Here is an 18401-nt window from a genome sequence, read left to right on the forward strand (position 1 = left end):
ACTTACCTCTGTTTTTACATGATTGATTGTTAAAGCCTGGCAAGGCGGGTTATCCCATAGGAGGCTTCCAAAGAAAAAGGGGATTGTAACGGATTTTGCGAATTTTGCAGATGGCAAGCCCTTAAAAGTTGCCAATAGTTATTATGGGTTCCACCGCCGACAGCGTATAGAGCATTTCTTTGAACTCCCAGCTCGGCCATCAAGTCATAGGCTTTTTTCTCGACTTGGGTCAAACCCTGAACAATAGAGATAAAAAAGCGCAGATGTTCCAGCAGACAAGCCGTTTGTTCGCTATTGAGCGCTTGACCAATACGGCTGGAAATCTGTTGTAGATCGTCGACAGGCTTCTCATTACGGAGCGTCTCAAGCGCAAGCACAATTTCCTCTTTCAGAAGGCTTTCCGGTTTGGCTTCCAATCGTGGCTGATAATTATTATCAGCCACTGGAAAGCGCTCTCCGGACGCGGCCAAAGGATAGTAGTCGCCTAGACTGACCACCATTTCACACATCTTCGAGAGCGCCCTATAAAGCGCCTTATCCGCGTTCCGGCTTATGTCTTTTTTATTTCCTGTTGCGCATTTCCATAGCGTCACTGCAAGCCAGTCAAGAAGCTTTATTGCCTCCAGCGAATAATACTTGAGGAGGACTTTTCCACCGCTGTTGGACGCGCCTCCGACCAGCCAGTACTGGTGAACCTTATGGCTGTAAAGACCGTGTTGCGGCGAAAAGACAGGGCGCTGCGCCAGCTGCTTAATCGCCAGAGTTGAGCCTAAAGAGGTTACGGCATCACCGTTCGAGGTTGCACCGGAAGCAAAGAAACCGGCAATGCTGTCGGTACTGCCAAAAAGAATCCGGCAATCTGACTTAAATCCGAATCGTTGCGCCAGATCTGGGTGAATAACGCCTATCGGTTCACCGGGAATACCGACTTCCGGTAGACACAGTTGCGGCGCTTCTTGCTTCAGGAGTTGTCTGAGCCATTGCGGATAATCGCCTTTTGCAGGGTCATAGCCCAGTTTCAACAGATTGTTTTCGTCACTGACGCATTGGCCCTCAGAGAGAAAATTGAGAAAATAGTTATTCAGCCAATCTATCTGATGAACGATCTGTAAGCGCTGGTTATGCAAATTTCGCTGTCTCAATCGTTGATACAGGTACAACACTTTTGCCAGGCTGCTGCTCACTCCGCTGGCAGCGGTTTCAAAATCACCATTACGTTCTTTATATGTCTGCTGAAAACGGGCAATAAGTTTGGCCTCATCCTCAGCCTGAGCATCGTTGTACATCAGTGCATGGGTCAATAATTGACCTTTCTCGGAACACAGCATGACTGTCGAAGATGTCGCATCGGCGATAACGACGTCGATACGATTTAAAGGGACGCGCTCCTTTAACTGCTTTAACAGAGCCTCAAGGCTAGAGAGCCAGACTCGCGGATTCTGTATTGACGCAGGGCCAGGATGAATGCTCGGCTGCTTGTCATGCTGAGATAAAACCGTGTCCGAATGACTTTGACTATCGGCGATAGCGATTTTGCATTCGGCAAGGATCCGATCCTGGCGTGTATCTGGAAAGCCTTGCCGATCAAGCATTTCAATTTTGTGTGAAAATCGTCGTTCGACGATTGAGGCACGCAGTCCCGAGGTTCCCAGGTCAATTCCCAAAATAATCTGGCTGTACGAATAGCTTGTTTCGTTCACTTCATTCATGGTTTTCGTTTCTTTCGTTACGGACGCAACAGTCATAAACAGTCTTAATCGAACAACTAAGTGAAAAATGCCGTCATTGATTCGTTAAAACCCCCATTTTTTACTAGAAAAGGCCGCTTATTACCAGTTACAATTTACAAGCTAAAATAATAACGATAAAAGATGTCGGGCTTGATTCTTTCTTGGTTCTATTTGGTTCCGGTACCTGATCGTATCCTGGACCGAAACCGATCTTGTCATTCAGCGTTGCTTGCATAAAATGATTAGAATCGGCTATTGCCTTGAGTTTCCCGTAAAAATAACCAATAAGAAATGTTGGCGGAGTTTTGAATGAGTGAATTAAATGAACTAAGTATGGTTTTAATTGCCATGATGGCAATTATTATCGTACTGATTCTAGTTCTAGGTTATCGAAAAAAGCAGAAATATCAGGAGTCTGCCGAAAAAACCAAACAAGAAACTCAAGAAATAAAGGCTCAGACACGTGCAGAGCCTTCCAAGAATGCCGCCAAATTCGAAAATGGTAAAATCATTCCCGGAAGCAACCCATTCGGTAAACACCACTCTGCAAGCGCGCCAGAAACAGAAAACGAAGAACAAAAACCAGCCGAGACTGCCGAGCCTTTTATCTCCGCACAGGAAGTGGATCCCAATCAGCGCGAATTGCCTTTTGAAAATGAACCGGTTATCAGCCAGACCGAGCAGTCTGTACCACAGCAGGAGATTACCGCTGCAAGAGAAACTGAAATCACCGCGAATGAGAACCTTGTTCAACCTGCAGTACATGCAGCGGTTCAGAGCATGGCGGAAGAAGCCGAACAAAGCCCGCACCATGTTTTAACGGTAAATGATCCGGGAATGACCGGCGAATTAAGCGAGCAAGATTTCCCTCCCGCCCATGAAAAAGCCTCTTTCGGTGTTCCTGAAGATAAATCCGAAGTTCAGCGTCGAGCTTTCAACGCCATTATGGATTCGGATAAGGCAGAGCCTAAAACATTTGTATTGATTGTCGTCGCAGAAGATGAGGTACAGGTTACCGATATTCACCAATTTATGATGGCCAACACTCTAAAACGCAATTATAAAGGTCATTACGAACTGCGCGATAACCGCGGCAACAAGGTTTTTGAAGTCGTCAACCTGCTTAACCCTGGCTCTTTCCCGGAAAATCCGCGCGTCAACGATACAACGCTTGGTGTGGTGGTTATACTGGATCTGCCGACGTGTATTCCAGCAGCGGCTGCAATGCACGATTTTATTCAGGTTACACGTAAGTTAGCGACCCGAATTAACGGCAAGGTATTCAACGACCAGCAGCACGAAGTGAATGAACCCTATTTCCGCTCGCTACGGGACAGTGCTCTGGGCTATGACTCGCAGAAGGTGACTGAAAGCCTATAACCGCTCGCCGCCATAAACGGTATATCTCTCAAGTCCTCCTGGCTGCAATTACCATGACGAGGAGGACCGTTATCTTGAATAGCCTACCTCCAATCAAAAATAAAAACGGCACATGAGTAATCCATTAAAGACTGAACATCAAAAACTCTGTAAAGAGTTGAATTATCACAATTACCAGTACTATGTTCTCGATGATCCGCAAGTCAGCGATGCCGAGTACGATGCTTTGTATCAAAAGTTGCTGTTGCTCGAAAAGCAGCATCCTGAACTGATTACCGCAGAGTCACCAAGCCAGAGGGTGGGCGATTCCCCGATTGAAAGCTTCCAGTCAGTCAAACATGCCGTACCGATGTTTTCTTTGGATAACGCCTTCAGTCAGGATGACCTGCAGGATTTCGAGCGCCGGGTTCAGGATCGCCTGAAAATTTCATCTCCGCAGATAGACTATATCGCCGAACCGAAAATGGATGGGCTGGCGATCAATATCCGTTATGAAAACGGCTGTCTTAAGCAGGCCACGACGCGTGGGGACGGGGTTACCGGCGAGGACGTGACGCACAATATTCGTACCCTGAATTCGGTTCCTCTGCAGTTACTAGGCGACAATTGGCCGCAAATTCTGGAAGTGCGCGGAGAAGTTTTTATCAGCAAGAAAGATTTTGCGCAGATAAATGAACATCAGATGGCCAAAGGGGATAAGGCCTTCGCCAACCCCAGAAATGCCGCCGCCGGTACGCTGCGTCAACTGGATCCGCGTATTGCCGCACAACGTAAACTGAGTTTCTTTTTGTATGGTTGGGGGGAAATCAGCCGCGATTGGCCTCAGCCGGAAACCTACAATGAAACACTGCAGCAATTCAGAATCTGGGGCTTACCGACCAATCCGGAAACTAAACTGGTGGTCGGTGCCGTAGGCATGGGCGACTATTACCAGCGACTGCTTGAAAAGCGGGATTCACTCGACTATGAAATTGACGGCATCGTTTACAAAGTAAACCAGATAAACTGGTACGAACGTCTCGGCTTCACAGCCAAGGCGCCGCGTTGGGCGATAGCCCGCAAGTTTCCTGCGCAGGAAAAGTGGACCGATCTGCTGGGAATCGACATTCAAGTCGGCCGCACTGGCGCCTTGACCCCGGTGGCCCGCTTGCAACCGGTCGAAGTTGGCGGGGTTGTTGTCTCCAATGCAACTCTGCACAATCTTGATGAAATCCGCCGTAAAGACGTCCGCGTCGGCGATAAGGTGATCGTACGCCGTGCCGGAGATGTTATTCCGGAAATTGTCGGCCCGGTACTCTCGTTCCGTAAGCAGGAGCTTCCGCTGTTCAATATGCCGAGTGCGTGTCCGGAATGCGGTTCAGAAGTGGTTAAGGATGGCGATAAAGCCGCGCACCGCTGCTCGGGAGGGCTTTTCTGTCCGGCACAGCGCAAGCGGGCGCTGCAGCATTATGTGTCGCGCAAAGCGATGGACATCGTCGGACTGGGCGACAAATTAATCGACCAGCTCTGCGATCTCGAATTGGTGAAGCATCCGGACGATCTCTATAAACTGGATCTCGAAACTCTGGCCGCTCTGGAAAGAATGGCACAAAAGTCCGCACAAAAGGTAATCGATGCGATCGAGGCGTCGAAAAATACCACCTTGCCGCGCTTTATCTTTGCTCTCGGGATTCCGGAGGTAGGTGAGGTTACAGCACGAAACCTAGCCAACCATTTCAAATCGCTACCGGCAATCGAATCTGCAGAAGAGGACGCTTTGCTGGCGGTAGATGATATTGGCGAGATTGTCGCTAAACAGATTAATCACTTTTTTGCCCAGCCGCATAATCTGGAAGTGATCGCTGGTTTGCTGGCCGCCGGCATACACTGGCCGGAAATCGCGGCTTCCGAACAGTCGGCAGATTCTCCGTTTGCCGGTAAAACTGTGGTTTTGACCGGCTCTTTACAACAGGGCTCACGAACCGAGGCCGCGGCAAAACTCGAAGCGCTCGGCGCCAAAGTCACCTCAAGCGTTTCGGCTAAAACCGATTTTCTGGTTGCCGGTGAAAAGGCCGGATCCAAATTAACCAAAGCGGAACAGCTGGGCGTGACTATTTTAAACGAACAACAATTTACCGAACTGATGGAGTCAAACCATGGTTAGACCACGCAATGTTAATCGCAGCAAAACCGAGTCGAAAAAAGCGGACTGGGAGCAGGAAGAGTTTGACAGCCGTACACAAATTAAAGAAGCCGCCTTGGCGGTAACTGAACTGGGCGAACAACTTATGCAAATGTCGCCTGCGACACTGTCGAAACTGAATCTTCCTAGCGATCTGCGCGAAGCTCTAGAGACAATGAACCGGATTACAAAAGGCAATGCCATCAAACGCCAGAAGTCGTATATTGGTAAACTTTTGCGTCAGAACGAGCCGCTGATTGTCGAAATCAAAGCACTCCTGGAAGAAGAGGAAGTCAAGCGCAAGCAGCAGAACGCTCATTTCCATAAACTGGAACAGTGGCGTGACCGCCTGGTCGAAGAGGGTGACGATGCTCTTGGCGAATTAATGCAACAGTATCCGCAGGTTGATCGTCAGCATCTACGTCAAGCCATTCGCAATGCACAAAAAGAACAGGAACAGAATAAACCACCCAAAGCGGCGCGCGAAATCTTCAAATATCTGCGCTCTCTTGAGTGGTAATCCGCGCACTCTTTTCCCGTTTATACCGGTTTACTCCTGTTGGCAAAGCATCAAGACTGCTTTTGAAACAGGAGCAGTCCAATCAAAACCAGCGCGGCACCCGCGGCAACATCCCAACCCAGTGGTTCGGCATTTAAAAAATGCCCCAGTAAAATCGCAAAAACCGGTGTAATTACCGGGATTAAAGCGACTTTAAGAGCATCCATATTTTTCAACAGATAGAAAAACAGCAGGAAACCGACGACCGAGCCGATCAGGGCCGCATAGACAATGGCGGCTACTTCCTTGTGGCTCAAATCCGGATAGCTCTGAGGGTACAGTAGTAAATCGGGCTGGATCACAAAATATCCCAATGCACTAAGAATCAAAGCGGCGGCAACAATATCGAGCGAAGGCAAGTGTGTGGCACAACGTTTGGTCAATACCGTACCGAGCGAGTGCACAAATACCGAAGCGAAAGCACTGGCGATCGCAAGCAGCTGGAAACCGGCCAGTTCCTGGCGTAAATTGGGCGCAAAGATGATTATCAGGCCGCTGAGGCTGATTAGAATTGCCACAATTTTATACAGATTCAAGCGGCTTTTCGGCAGTAGAAAGTGTGCAATCACCCCCGTAACCAACGGCGTCATTGCAAAAATAATCGCAATCCAACCCGACGGCAAATACTGTCCGGCCCAGTACATTAAGGTCATTCCACCGAAGATCGGTAAAGCGGCAAACAGTGAAATCTGAATATTCCGCCAATTAAGTGCGAATCGACGATGAAAGCCGAACCAGAGTGCAACCGGAACTATGACCAAAGCGGCCAGCGTAGTTCGAGAAGCCACGGCAAAAAACCAATCCGTAGCACCGCCCCAAACCACGGCCAAAGGCGTTGTGGTCCAAATCAGAACCACCGTCAAGTAGGCTAAAGCGAGAAGCATTATGAAGCTTTCCTATACTGAAATTAGCCGACTGAATACGGCAAAAGGGAGGTCTAGCGAGCGTCTCGGCAGATTTACTGCCGTTTAACTCGAATTGGTTCGTCTATTAATGCTAGAAAGGTTATTGGGCTTCAAAAACACCGAGTTGGCGATTTTTATGTACCCGATCAGCAGAGTGTAGCAAGCCGTTCATACAGATATAGACACCTGGTGGTGCGGTTTGAGCGGCCATCAGTGCTGCGCCAAGATTAAAAGCGGCATCCGAATTACCGAGTGCGAAAGGGCGCATGGCTCCAGTCAGAATAATTGTTTTTCCACGAAGTTTATCGAACTCGCCTGATTCGCCGTGTTTGATAAGCATCTTACCGGTTTCGGCCATAGTATCGGTACCGTGGGTTACCACGATCTGATGAGCGCTCGTTTCGGTACAGGCTTTTGCAATCAATTGCCGGTCAGAGTCATTCATCTGCAGGCTATCCAGCGCCATCAGTGTACTGATTTCGACCGGCGCCGTTACCAGCGCCTGTGCCAATATCTGCGGCAGATGTGTCTGCGGGAAGTTCAGTTCGCCGGTCAGAGGGTCATACTCTTTATCCAGCGTGCCTCCGGTGGCAATGATTTGAATCTTACTCATTTACGAGGTCTCTTAAGCCTGTTTCAGGATGCCGCGGACAATACCAAGAATTTCGATATCCTGGTTCTTCAGGAAAATCGGCTGCATTTCTGCGTTAGCCGGCTGCAAACGGACACCGTCTTTATCGATATAAAGCTTTTTCATGGTGACTTCTTCACCGTTGATCCGAACCACGACCGATTCACCGTTTTCTGCGGTTGCCTTGCGCTCGACAATGACGATATCACCGTCATGGATGTTTTCCTCGATCATTGAATTTCCCTTAACACGTAAGGCGAAGGTTTCTTTGCGTACCATGGATTTAGGTACGGCAACGGTATCGTAATCCAGCTCCATCTGAATCGGCTCGCCGGCTGAAGTCCAGCCCAGAAGGGGAATTTCCACGATTTCATCGTCGAGTAATTCGACCGGATCGTTAGGATGAAGGTGAAGCTTGCTGTTCGGTATCAGATAACTTACGCTCATATCGGTTTCCTGTTTGGCTAAGATGATTTTATGGCAACGGAATCAAGTTTCAGTCTTGCGCTTCTTCCGGAGAGGGAAGCACCTGCTTGAAAGGTTTAACTTCCACTTTACGATAGACGCCGGTTTTCAGATAAGGGTCTTCGGCCGCCCATTCCTTGGCATCATCAAGTGATTTGAATTTAGCGATAATGATGCTACCGGTCATGCCTGCTGCACCGGGTTCATTGCAGTCTATCGCCGGATTTGGGCCGGCAATAACCAGATGACCGCTCTCTTCCAGTACCTTTAAACGCGCAACGTGCTCATGGCGCACCTGAGCGCGCAGTTCTAAACTGTTCTCGACGTCATAGCCAACGATGGAATATAGCATTTGTGCCCCTTAATGACAGTGGTTAAATCTCTTTGCGACCAGACTCTGCTTTGCTTTTTACGATTTCGTCCTGATCAACGCCATCGTTCAGTGCCTGAGCTTCAGCCGGAGAATCGGATTCTTCCATATAACGGCTAATATAAAGTCCCTGGATAATAATAAACACGAAAGTCATTCCCATCAATCCAAAAAGTTTGAAATTGACCCAGGTATCAGTGTCATATTGATAGGCAACATATAGATTGGTAATACCGGATAGGATGAAGAAGGCAATCCACATCCAGCTCAAACGCATCCAGATCTGGTCTGGAAGGTGAATAGCACCGGACATCATACGCTCGATAATCGGTTTTTGCCCGATATAGTGGCTACCCAAAAACGCCAGAGCAAAGCCCCAGTTTACAATGGTCGGTTTCCACTTGATAAAAGCTTCATCCTGTAAGAACAACGTTAATCCACCAAGAACCAGTATCAGGGCAAACGTAATGACATGCATTTTTTCGACGCGCTTATGTTTCATGTAGGCGTAGCCGATCTGTACCAGCGATGCGACAATGATCACAGCGGTAGCGGTATAGATGTCATACATCTTATAGGCGATAAAAAAGAGGATAACAGGGAAAAAATCAAATAGGAATTTCATAAGATAGGAACCGATATAAGCCCAAAGTCAAACCGATACCCGACACTAGCCGAACAGAGCGGTAAGATAAATGTTTTGATAAATGTTTATAATAACAGTGAATAATAAAATACTGATTCTAACGGCCTTTGCACCGGATTAAAAGCCATCTATCGAGGTTCTCTATTTTGAAAGTTGATTTTCACTGCCATACCACTGCATCTGACGGAACCCTGACGCCGGAGGCATTGTTGGATCTGGCGCTTGAGCACGAAGTACGCACATTGGCTATTACCGATCATGACACCACAGCGGGTTATCAGCAGGTACTTGAACTGGTAGGAAATTTTAATATCGATCTGATCAGCGGGGTGGAGATTTCCTGCGAATGGAACGGCCATACCATTCACATTGTCGGTCTTGATTTCGATGTGCAGAACCCTAATCTGCAGACGGGGTTGGCTTCGATCAGGGAAGCCAGAGTCATCCGGGCACAAGATATGCTCGAAAAACTGACCTCTAAACCCAATGCGCACCTGCAGAAGCTTCCTGAAAAGATTACCCATCTGGTCGGTGACGGCGTAATCGGCCGCGGTCATTTTGCGCAGGCCATGGTTGAACTGGGTCTGGTGAAAGACAATGCCCAGGCGTTCGAACGTTACCTGAAACGCGGACGGATCGGCTATGTCAAAGCGCAATGGCCGGCACTAGCCGAAGTGGTTCAGTGGATTACCGAAGCCGGCGGCATTGCGGTAATCGCTCATCCCAAAATTTATAAATTCACCAGCTCCAAACTCAACCGGTTAATTGAAGATTTCATTACAGCCGGCGGTAAAGCAATCGAAGTGGTCAATGCACCACGGCCAAGTGCAGATATGATCGGGATGGCCGAACGCGCCCGACGTTTCGGCCTCTATGCGTCCATCGGATCAGACTTTCACTCGCCAAAGCATCACTGGCGTGGTCTGGGTTGGCTTGCGCCTTTACCTGAAGGTTGTATTCCGGTATGGGAGCAATTTAGCCGTTGATTAGAGACTTCCCCGAAGCGGGGATTTATAATCTACCCATATATTGATCAAAAAGTATCTAAAGGAAGTATTTTGAGCGACTGTCAATACATTAACGTTCACCCGGATAACCCTCAACCGAGAATGCTGCAGCAAGCGGTGGATATTCTCAATAATGACGGTGTCATCGCCTATCCGACCGAATCCGGCTACGCTTTAGGCTGCTTGCTGGACAATAAAAAAGGGGCGGACCGTATTCGCCGAATCCGTCAGCTCTCCGAAAAGCATGAATTGACTCTCGTCTGTAAAGATCTCAGCAATCTTTCCGAATACGCCAAAGTTGGAAACACGCAGTACCGTTACCTGAAAAAACATCTTCCCGGCCCTTATACTTTTATCTTGCCGGCTAGCCGTGAAGTACCGAAACGCCTGCAGTCACCGAAACGAAAAACCATCGGACTGCGCATTACGCCAAATATCGTTACCAATATGCTCTTGAGCTACTTTGATAAACCGTTACTGAGCGCATCGCTGATTCTGCCGGGCGACGAACACCCTATGACCGATGGATGGAGCATCTATGAAACCCTTAACCATGCACTGGATGCTGTTTTGGATGGTGGCTTCAGCGGTTTTGAGCCGACCACCATTATTGACTTTACCGATGAAGAGCCGGTGTTGGTTAGACAGGGTCAGGGTGAGTTTTTTGGTGACGAATAATGAATGAACTCAATACCGTTCAACTGATCGCGGTCTGGGCCTTGCCGGTTCTATTCGCGATTACCCTGCATGAAGCGGCTCATGGCTGGATGGCCAAGAAACTCGGGGATCCTACCGCACAAATGCTCGGCAGGGTTACCCTAAACCCCATTAAGCATATTGACCCGATCGGAACGGTGCTTCTGCCGATCGTACTTCTGATGCTTGGCGGGTTTATTTTTGGTTGGGCTAAAGCGGTTCCGGTCACGGCGCGCAACTTTAAAAACCCGCGGGGCGACATGGCCTGGGTAGCTTTAGCCGGGCCGACCGCCAATCTGTTAATGGCTCTCGGCTGGGCTCTGATCATCAAAGTAGGTACGCTTATCCAGTTCACTGCGCCGGATATAGGACGCTTTCTGATGTACGCCGGCACCGCCGGGATCAGTATCAATCTGGTGCTAATGGTGCTGAACTTACTACCGATTCCTCCTCTGGACGGCAGTCGAATTCTAAGCGCCTTTTTATCGCCCAAGCTCGCCTGGCAGTTTAACCGTCTGGAACCTTATGGTTTCTTTATCTTGATCGGGCTTTTGCTGTTAGGTTTTCTAGGCCCTCTGATCATGGGCCCTTACGGTTTTCTACAGAACCTGATTTATCAGCTGTACGGATTGTGAAAGGCGTATAATAAGGCTCCATAATCAGCTCACCGTAATTTTAAGGTTCAAGAACAGTACATGAAACAACCCAATCAGCCACAGACGGAAAAACTGCAGAAAATACTTGCACGAGCCGGTTTCGGATCGAGACGTTCTGTCGAGACCCTGATCGAACAGGGCCTGGTCAAGGTCAACAACCGTATCGCCAAACTCGGTGACCGTGCCAGTCAGGAAGACAAGATCAAAGTTCGTGATCAACTGCTAAAAACGTCGCAACTCGCTCCTGCCGCCAGTAAAGTTATTCTGTATAACAAACCGGAAGGGCTGGTCTGTACCCGTAAGGATGAAAAAGGGCGCGATACGATTTTCCGCCACCTGCCTCGCTTGCATCAAGGGCGTTGGATCAGTATCGGCCGACTGGATCTTAATACCAGTGGTCTGTTGATTCTGACCAACAACGGGGAACTGGCAAATCGTCTGATGCACCCGTCTTACCAGATCGAACGCGAGTATATGGTTCGTGTTTTCGGCGAGGTCAGTGACGAAGTGGTCAAACAGTTGACCAAAGGCGTGCAGCTTGAAGATGGCCCGGCGAAGTTTGATCGTGTTATTGCTCTGCCTGCCGAAGAGGACTCCCTAAACCGCTGGTATCGTGTCATCATCAAAGAAGGGCGCAACCGTGAGGTCCGTCGCCTTTGGGAAGCTGTCGGCTTACAGGTTAACCGTCTGCATCGTATACGTTACGGTGACTTCTCTTTGCCGCGCAATTTGAAAAAAGGCAAAGCCGAAGAGTTGAGCTGGAAACAGGTTAATCAGCTACTGCGCTCAGTTGACCTTCCTGAAGAAGGCCGTCCTGACCTGCGGGTTAACAATCGCATAGATAAAGCCGGTCTGGCCAAACGCGATGCCAGAAAATCGGAACGAACCATGGTTGGGCGCTATACAGGGAAAGGCGCACGTAAATCAAACCGTATGAATGGCGGCAGTGGCCGCGAATTTAAAAGCGGCAAGTAATTCAATTTATCTGCACAAAGCCATCTGCTCTCGAAAAGAAAAAAGGCGGTCATATAAATGACCGCCTTTTTTGTATGAAAGATATTGAGACTTGCTGTCTGTCAGTAAATTACTCGACTGCCGGGAACGATAATATTGACGTCTTTAACGTACAGAATTTCGCCGGCGTTTTCTCCCTTATCGTTACGTTTGATCGAAGTTTTCCATTCCCAGCCGGTCGTACGTTTGATATTCACCAGAGAGCCGCGCAATGACACAATGTCGCCGATTTTAATGTCCAGCATCTTCTTGCGGATTTCCTTGCTGGCTGGAATAAGGTGCAGGCTGGCGGTGCTGGTCATGACCTGTTCCTCGCTGATCAGGTCCGGACTTTCGATATCCCACTTGTACTGGTGGTTGAAAATAGAGATGTCGACATTTTGATAAACACTTTCATCGGACATTTTTCCCCAACCGATTACCAGCTGCAACGGCGCCAGCCAACCTTTACGGTCCAGATAGGAAATGGATGCGTCCAGCACTCTGGCTTCGACTTCAAAATCCGCAATCGGATGAAATATAAAGTCGTCCGCACGGAACTGATCCATGCTGGTTTCATACTGGTAAGGCGCCGATGCGGCGAAGATTCCAGGACCATATGAATCGGCCTTACCGATATGGTAAAAATGGAACCACAGGCCGCCCAAAATCAACAGTGCAAGAATTTTTTTCATAGAACGCTTTATTGAGTTAGGTTAAATAAAACTAGTATAACCTCTGTTTTAAGTGGTTTTTAAGCATATTAATAATGCGGCGGCGGAATTTCTTCTTCCGGGCGTTTTATGACTTGTTCATTCAGAGATTGAATATAGTCTTTCAGTAACCCCAGCTTTTTTTCCAGCATCTGAATTTGCGTATACTGATCCGCCAGCGTTTTTTCCATTTCAACATGCATCTGCTCATGATGACTGATGGCAATTTCCAATGTTTCTATGCGCTGCACAAGCTGAGGATCGGACACTATCGTCTTACAATTCTGATCACGCATCTTTGTTATCACCATTCGAATGATTTTCCAGCCATACAGCAACTTCATTTTGAGGGCTTCGAGGCTCCTTGAAAGTAAGCTCTACACGATCAGCTGTCGCTGCAGTTAAAACCAGTTTACATTGGCGCAATTCATCGCGTCGGAAATAGCTGCATGTCCATTTGTCGCCGATCTGAGCTCGTTTGAGAAGTGTTTCCAGCTGCGATTTCGACGTCACTCTCAGGCCGTTTATGGCAATAATTTCGTCTCCGGAAGACAGTCCGGCAAGCTGCGCGGAGCGCTCCTGCCAGATGTGTCTCACAGCCAGTGTCTGGTTGGCCGTCTCTTCCAAGTTTGCGCCAAAATCGACGGTCAGAAGTTCCTGCGCATTGCCTTGCCCACCGGTATCGGCAAGCGAGTTCATGCTGCGCAACGTGAAATTCACCCCGAAATGACTGAACAGGGTGGTGAGATCGTAATCTTCCGTCTGATCCAGAAGCTGAGTGAAGAAATCCTTCAGATCGATACCGCTGACTTGAGAACAGATGCGTTCGATTTCAAACTCTTCAAGTCCGATTCCTTCACTGCCGTAGTGTTGCCATAGATACAATAAAACCGTGTCCAGACTTTTCTCCCCTTGAGTCTTTTCACGAATCAGTAGATCAAGGGCCAATGCAACCAAACTGCCTTTGGTGTAGTAACTGATAATGGCATTCGGAGCGTTTTCATCCTGCTGATAGAATTTCGTCCAGGCAAAAAAGCTTGAATTGGCGACCGACTGTTTAAAACGTCCCGGCATGCGGTACACGCGAGTCAGCTGTTTCCCAAGCTGATCAAGATAGGTCTGCTCGTCAATCAAACCGCAGCGCTGCAATATCAGCGCATCGTAATAAGAGGTCACACCCTCAAACCACCAAAGCTGTCGGGAATAGATCGGCTGACTCAAATCCGGGTTCTGATATGCCTTAGGCATTATGCGTTTAACATTCCAGCTATGGAAATATTCATGGCTGCACAGTTCAAGAAATTGCAGATAGCCCTCGGTCGGTTTTTGCATCCCTTTATACGGCAGATCATTACGACTGCAGATCAATGCCGTGGAATTTCGATGTTCAAGTCCTCCGTAGTCGCTACCGGTAACCATTACCTGAAACAGATAGTTTTCGAAAGGGGCCGCTTCACCAAACAGACGGATTTCATATTCGCAGATCGTAGTCAGGTCAGACTTGAGTCGTTCTAGATCACAATCAAAAACACCGGTTAGCACTACCTTGTGCGGCACGCCACAGGCACGGAAATCGATCTCGACATAACTGCCGATTTCGACCGGATAATCGATCAATGCCAGGTAATTCTCGGCATGATAATGCCCAAACCCATGGTGATCGACTTCCAGAGCCGGCATCCCGGTTGCAACCTTCCAGGCATTTTTGACGCAAACCGGTGATTTTTTCAAACTCATAACACACGGATAATCACGCTGTCCTTCAGCTTCCATAAAGACCGATGTGCCGTTAAAGAAAGCGTGAGTATCATCGAAATGCGCGCCGCGAACAGACAGATCCCAGGCGTAGACCTGATATTTAATGGTAAAAGCGTTACCCGAAGTTTCGACTTCCCAAGTTGATTTATCAATCGGCGTAACCGTCAAAGTGGTTTGGGCGTCGTCATAAGCCTGCAAATCAATTAAATGTTTGGAAAAATCGCGAATCAAATAGCTTCCAGGAATCCAGTTGGGAAGAGTTAAACGCTGCTTCTGTGCCGGAAAAGCGATACGAAACTCTACAGTAAACAGGTGACCGTTCGGATCCAAAGGGGTAATGGTGTAGTGACGGGCACAAGGCTCTTCCTTGGTTATGGGCTTAGCCAGTTCCGGAAGTTTCATCTCTGCCATATAGGATTGATTAATCTGCTGCAACTGTGGGGAGCTAAATTGACTCATTCTAGGTTTCCGAATTCTTTATTTAATATTATTAATTTTATGATCTGCGGGTTTTGCAGGGGATTCTAACAAACTTAAAAAGCGCGGGTTGACGCAAAATAAAATTGTTTATCCCCTTATGTCAGTTATGGCAATCGACGTTTTTTTATTTTTCCGAAAGGGCGGCTGCTGGCGGTTGCGCCATTTTCGGGTGCGGCTGGCAAAGTTTACCCTTGCGGACGGCCACAGCGGTTTTAAAGCTCAGGAGAAGAACCAATAATAATAGAGCCGCCAACAGGATACCGGCACAGAATGCAAAGAAATTCAGTGCCGTGTGTTCATACATTTTAAAACTGGCCAAGGCAATTGCTGCAAGAGGAAAGCTGTATGCCCACCATGAAAGCGCAAAAGGGATCTTTATAAAACGCGGCAGCTGGGTTAGCAGCAACAGAGTCATAAAGAGGGCGCTGTAGTAAAGGATGCGCGCGAAGTTATCCATCTGCCCGTCATTCAGGTTCAAATAAGCCAAGAAGCCGACGGCCGGAGGTGCAATCAGGATAAACAATGTCGGCTCCAGAAGTTTCAGCATTGGCGGATGGAAGAACAGTCGATAAAGCACGATTGTGAACAGAATCAGCCAGAACAACAGACCGATACTGAAAAAGAACCAGCCGATTTCAGGAGAAGAGAAACGGATCGCGCCTAAAGGAATCAGTATATTACCGACCACCGGTATAAACCATGCAGGGCTGACATGGGTAATCATCCATTTTTCATGATGCATCCAGTTACTTAAGATAATCAGCGTCAGAACCAGATGCAGTATACTGCCGACATGCCACATGATCGATGCAAGCGGCTGGGAAATCTCACCGATAATCAAACTGATCAGCAGCAGGCTGATACTGAAAGCCGGAAAGAAGTTGATGGCAACAGGATGATCCAAGTCATGCTTTACCTCTTCCGGGAAACGCAGAATTTTAATCAAATATAAAAAGCTGATCAAAATAAACAGAATACTGGTCGCCAGAGCACTGATAACAAAGGCTCCGGAAGGTAGCCAGTTGAGCTTGGACGCTTCAAGAAGGCCCAATGTAAGGCCACTGAAGCCCATGACGGCCCCGAAAAGGTTGATCGGAAAATAGGCTAAACGAGACTTTTGCACACTTGACATAACCACCTCAGAATTAAAACTTATACTATTTAACTGCAAATAGAACGCGGAATGAAAACACAGCCGTTTTTCCCGACGGTTTTCGCTTTGCACCACACATCATAATCATAACCCCCGGCGCAGTCACTTAAATCCATTATGAAATAACAGAATGAAATTCCACATCTGACGAGAGTCAATTGCCACAGATTTGACGAGTAAGAGTATAATGTGCGCTTTATTTCTAAAATTAAATCATTGTGGAGTCTTTAAGTGATTCGTACACGCTTTGCACCAAGTCCAACAGGTTATTTACATATCGGCGGAGTCAGAACCGCGCTCTATTCCTGGCTGTATGCCAAACGCTTCGGCGGAGAATTTATTCTTCGTATCGAAGATACCGATCTTGAGCGCTCTACGGAAGAGTCCGTCAATGCCATTCTGGAGGGCATGAGCTGGCTTGGTCTGGATTACGATCAGGGGCCGATTTACCAGACGCACCGTTTCGAACGCTATAAAGAAGTGATCGACGATCTGTTCAGCAAAGGACTGGCGTATTATTGCTACGCAACGCCAGATGAACTTGAGCTGATGCGCGAAGAGCAGAAAGCGCGCGGCGAAAAACCTCGCTATGACGGTCGTTACCGTGATTTTGACGGCACGCCGCCGGAAGGAATTGATCCGGTTATCCGTTTTAAAAATCCGGTTGACGGCGAAGTTGTTATCGATGACATGGTCAAAGGCCAGGTTGTGATTCACAATAAAGAGTTGGATGATTTGATCATTGCGCGTTCCGACGGCACGCCAACCTACAACTTGACGGTGGTTGTCGACGATTGGGATATGGGCGTTACGCACGTCATTCGCGGTGATGACCACCTGAATAATACACCGAGACAGATTAACCTTTACCAAGCGATGGGTGCGTCGATTCCAAAATTTGCACACATTCCGATGGTGCTCGGTGAAGACGGTTCTCGTTTGTCCAAGCGTCACGGCGCGGTCAGCGTGCTGCAGTACAAAGAACAGGGATTCCTGCCGGAAGCGCTGCTCAACTACCTTGTACGCCTTGGATGGTCGCACGGTGATCAGGAAATCTTTACCATTGACGAAATGATCAATCTTTTCGACTTCGACAGCGTTAACGGTTCGCCATCAAGCTTCGATACTGTCAAACTGACTTGGATTAATGAACAGCATATCAAACAGGCGGATGCCGAACATCTGGCCAGGCATCTGGCTCCGTTTATGACTCAAGAGGGCTGTGATCTTACTCAAGGGCCGGCACTGGCACTGGTCGCCGACCTTCTGCGTGACCGCGCCAAAACCTTGGTCGAAATGGCTCAATCGGCAACCTATTTCTACAATGACTTCGAGGAGTTCGAAGCCGGTGCAGCCAAAAAGCATTTGCGTGGCGTAGCGGAAGAACCGTTACAGAAACTGTTGGAAAAACTTTCAGCTCTGGACACTTGGGAAGCGTCAGCGATTCATGAGCAGATCAACGCAACCGCAGAAGAACTTGAAGTGGGAATGGGCAAGGTTGGTATGCCGTTACGCGTAGCGATTACCGGAGGAGGGCAGTCACCTGCAATTGACGCTACTGCCGAACTGATCGGAAAGGAACGTTGTCTGAAACGTATTCAGATGGCTTTGGACTTTATTGCCAAGCGCGTAGCGAATCAATAAGCTCAGTTTCAATGGCTATGGATTGCCATTTGTCGCTCCAGCAACCGCCTCATTAGAAGGCGGTTTTTTATTTTATGCAGTTCGCTTTCAGTCAAAGAAATCGCAAAAATCAATAACTTAAGATTAGTAGAAAAGCGTAACGGAGACGGACGCCAAAAAAGCGCTAAAAAAATACGATTTTTTTGCATTTTAAGCTTGACCCCACAAGGGAAGTCTTTATAATACGCCTCCATCAGATCAGGGGGGCTATAGCTCAGCTGGGAGAGCGCAACACTGGCAGTGTTGAGGTCAGCGGTTCGATCCCGCTTAGCTCCACCAATATCTGTAAAGTCCTTGAAAAAGGCAACGCATTACAATGCGTCCCGTTCGTCTAGAGGCCTAGGACACGGCCCTTTCACGGCTGTAACAGGGGTTCGACTCCCCTACGGGACGCCATGCGGGAATAGCTCAGCTG

The 18401-nt window shown here is 48.2% G+C and carries 18 protein-coding genes and 2 tRNA genes; 10 read left to right on the forward strand and 10 right to left on the reverse strand.

Going from position 1 to position 18401, the window contains the following annotated elements; translation table 11 throughout:
• Positions 1 to 29 precede the first annotated feature (29 nt).
• Positions 30 to 1745, reverse strand: a complete 1716-nt coding sequence (locus J3999_RS11610; protein ID WP_208128049.1) for an FGGY-family carbohydrate kinase — start codon at positions 1743 to 1745, stop codon at positions 30 to 32.
• A 294-nt stretch (positions 1746 to 2039) separates the two neighbouring features.
• Here J3999_RS11610 and J3999_RS11615 point away from each other — a divergent pair, with 294 nt between their 5' ends.
• The 3 genes from J3999_RS11615 to yjgA all read left to right on the forward strand — a co-directional run bounded on the left by J3999_RS11615 (position 2040) and on the right by yjgA (position 5791).
• Entirely contained in the window at positions 2040 to 3110 is a 1071-nt protein-coding gene (locus J3999_RS11615) for a cell division protein ZipA C-terminal FtsZ-binding domain-containing protein (protein WP_208128050.1), read from the forward strand.
• Positions 3111 to 3222: 112 nt separating this feature from the next.
• On the forward strand, positions 3223 to 5253 hold the full coding sequence (gene ligA / locus J3999_RS11620) for an NAD-dependent DNA ligase LigA (RefSeq protein ID WP_208128051.1): 2031 nt from the start codon (positions 3223 to 3225) through the stop codon (positions 5251 to 5253).
• The gene (gene yjgA, locus J3999_RS11625) at positions 5246 to 5791 is read left to right on the forward strand and encodes a ribosome biogenesis factor YjgA (protein WP_208128052.1); all 546 of its coding nucleotides are present in this window, start codon (positions 5246 to 5248) and stop codon (positions 5789 to 5791) included. The genes ligA and yjgA overlap by 8 nt, the downstream gene beginning before the upstream one ends.
• 50 nt (positions 5792 to 5841) lie before the next feature.
• Here yjgA and J3999_RS11630 read toward each other — a convergent pair whose 3' ends face one another.
• The 5 genes from J3999_RS11630 to J3999_RS11650 form a co-directional block, all read right to left on the reverse strand.
• Positions 5842 to 6714, reverse strand: a complete 873-nt coding sequence (locus J3999_RS11630; protein ID WP_208128053.1) for a DMT family transporter — start codon at positions 6712 to 6714, stop codon at positions 5842 to 5844.
• Positions 6715 to 6835: 121 nt separating this feature from the next.
• Positions 6836 to 7348: an asparaginase domain-containing protein gene (locus tag J3999_RS11635; protein ID WP_208128054.1), complete on the reverse strand. Its 513-nt coding sequence runs from the start codon at positions 7346 to 7348 to the stop codon at positions 6836 to 6838.
• 12 nt (positions 7349 to 7360) lie between these two features.
• Positions 7361 to 7813, reverse strand: a complete 453-nt coding sequence (lexA, locus tag J3999_RS11640; protein ID WP_208128055.1) for a transcriptional repressor LexA — start codon at positions 7811 to 7813, stop codon at positions 7361 to 7363.
• Between the two features lie 49 nt (positions 7814 to 7862).
• Positions 7863 to 8183: a YciI family protein gene (locus tag J3999_RS11645; RefSeq protein ID WP_208128056.1), complete on the reverse strand. Its 321-nt coding sequence runs from the start codon at positions 8181 to 8183 to the stop codon at positions 7863 to 7865.
• 22 nt (positions 8184 to 8205) lie between these two features.
• Positions 8206 to 8826, reverse strand: coding sequence for a septation protein A (locus J3999_RS11650; RefSeq protein WP_208128057.1), 621 nt, complete (start codon positions 8824 to 8826; stop codon positions 8206 to 8208).
• 167 nt (positions 8827 to 8993) lie between these two features.
• Here J3999_RS11650 and J3999_RS11655 point away from each other — a divergent pair, with 167 nt between their 5' ends.
• From J3999_RS11655 to rluB, 4 genes are all read left to right on the forward strand, one after another.
• A complete protein-coding gene (locus J3999_RS11655; RefSeq protein WP_208128058.1) occupies positions 8994 to 9833 on the forward strand; it encodes a PHP domain-containing protein in 840 nt (279 codons plus the stop codon).
• 69 nt (positions 9834 to 9902) lie between these two features.
• Positions 9903 to 10532 carry an L-threonylcarbamoyladenylate synthase gene (locus tag J3999_RS11660; protein WP_208128071.1) on the forward strand — a complete coding sequence of 210 codons (630 nt, stop codon included), beginning with the start codon at positions 9903 to 9905 and terminating at the stop codon, positions 10530 to 10532.
• On the forward strand, positions 10532 to 11185 hold the full coding sequence (locus tag J3999_RS11665; RefSeq protein WP_208128059.1) for a site-2 protease family protein: 654 nt from the start codon (positions 10532 to 10534) through the stop codon (positions 11183 to 11185). Before J3999_RS11660 ends, J3999_RS11665 begins: the two co-directional genes overlap by 1 nt.
• Positions 11186 to 11245: 60 nt before the next feature.
• On the forward strand, positions 11246 to 12181 hold the full coding sequence (rluB, locus tag J3999_RS11670) for a 23S rRNA pseudouridine(2605) synthase RluB (RefSeq protein WP_208128060.1): 936 nt from the start codon (positions 11246 to 11248) through the stop codon (positions 12179 to 12181).
• Positions 12182 to 12282: 101 nt separating this feature from the next.
• On the opposite strand, the gene J3999_RS11675 is transcribed toward rluB, so the two are convergent.
• From J3999_RS11675 to J3999_RS11690, 4 genes are all read right to left on the reverse strand, one after another.
• The gene (locus tag J3999_RS11675) at positions 12283 to 12894 is read right to left on the reverse strand and encodes a hypothetical protein (protein WP_208128061.1); all 612 of its coding nucleotides are present in this window, start codon (positions 12892 to 12894) and stop codon (positions 12283 to 12285) included.
• A gap of 68 nt (positions 12895 to 12962) precedes the next feature.
• A complete protein-coding gene (locus J3999_RS11680) occupies positions 12963 to 13208 on the reverse strand; it encodes a SlyX family protein (RefSeq protein ID WP_208128062.1) in 246 nt (81 codons plus the stop codon).
• Positions 13201 to 15129: a M61 family metallopeptidase gene (locus J3999_RS11685; protein WP_243755478.1), complete on the reverse strand. Its 1929-nt coding sequence runs from the start codon at positions 15127 to 15129 to the stop codon at positions 13201 to 13203. The genes J3999_RS11680 and J3999_RS11685 overlap by 8 nt, the downstream gene beginning before the upstream one ends.
• Positions 15130 to 15274: 145 nt before the next feature.
• Positions 15275 to 16273 carry an SLAC1 anion channel family protein gene (locus J3999_RS11690; RefSeq protein WP_208128063.1) on the reverse strand — a complete coding sequence of 333 codons (999 nt, stop codon included), beginning with the start codon at positions 16271 to 16273 and terminating at the stop codon, positions 15275 to 15277.
• Positions 16274 to 16534: 261 nt separating this feature from the next.
• Between J3999_RS11690 and gltX the strand changes: the two genes are divergently transcribed.
• From gltX to J3999_RS11705, 3 genes are all read left to right on the forward strand, one after another.
• Positions 16535 to 17947: a glutamate--tRNA ligase gene (gltX, locus tag J3999_RS11695; RefSeq protein WP_208128064.1), complete on the forward strand. Its 1413-nt coding sequence runs from the start codon at positions 16535 to 16537 to the stop codon at positions 17945 to 17947.
• 242 nt (positions 17948 to 18189) lie between these two features.
• Positions 18190 to 18265 (forward strand) — tRNA-Ala (locus tag J3999_RS11700).
• Positions 18266 to 18306: 41 nt separating this feature from the next.
• Positions 18307 to 18382, forward strand: a tRNA-Glu gene (locus J3999_RS11705).
• Positions 18383 to 18401: the final 19 nt, after the last annotated feature.

The organism is Thiomicrorhabdus sp. 6S3-12 (genome assembly GCF_017571475.1).
Taxonomy (GTDB): Bacteria; Pseudomonadota; Gammaproteobacteria; order Thiomicrospirales; family Thiomicrospiraceae; genus Thiomicrorhabdus.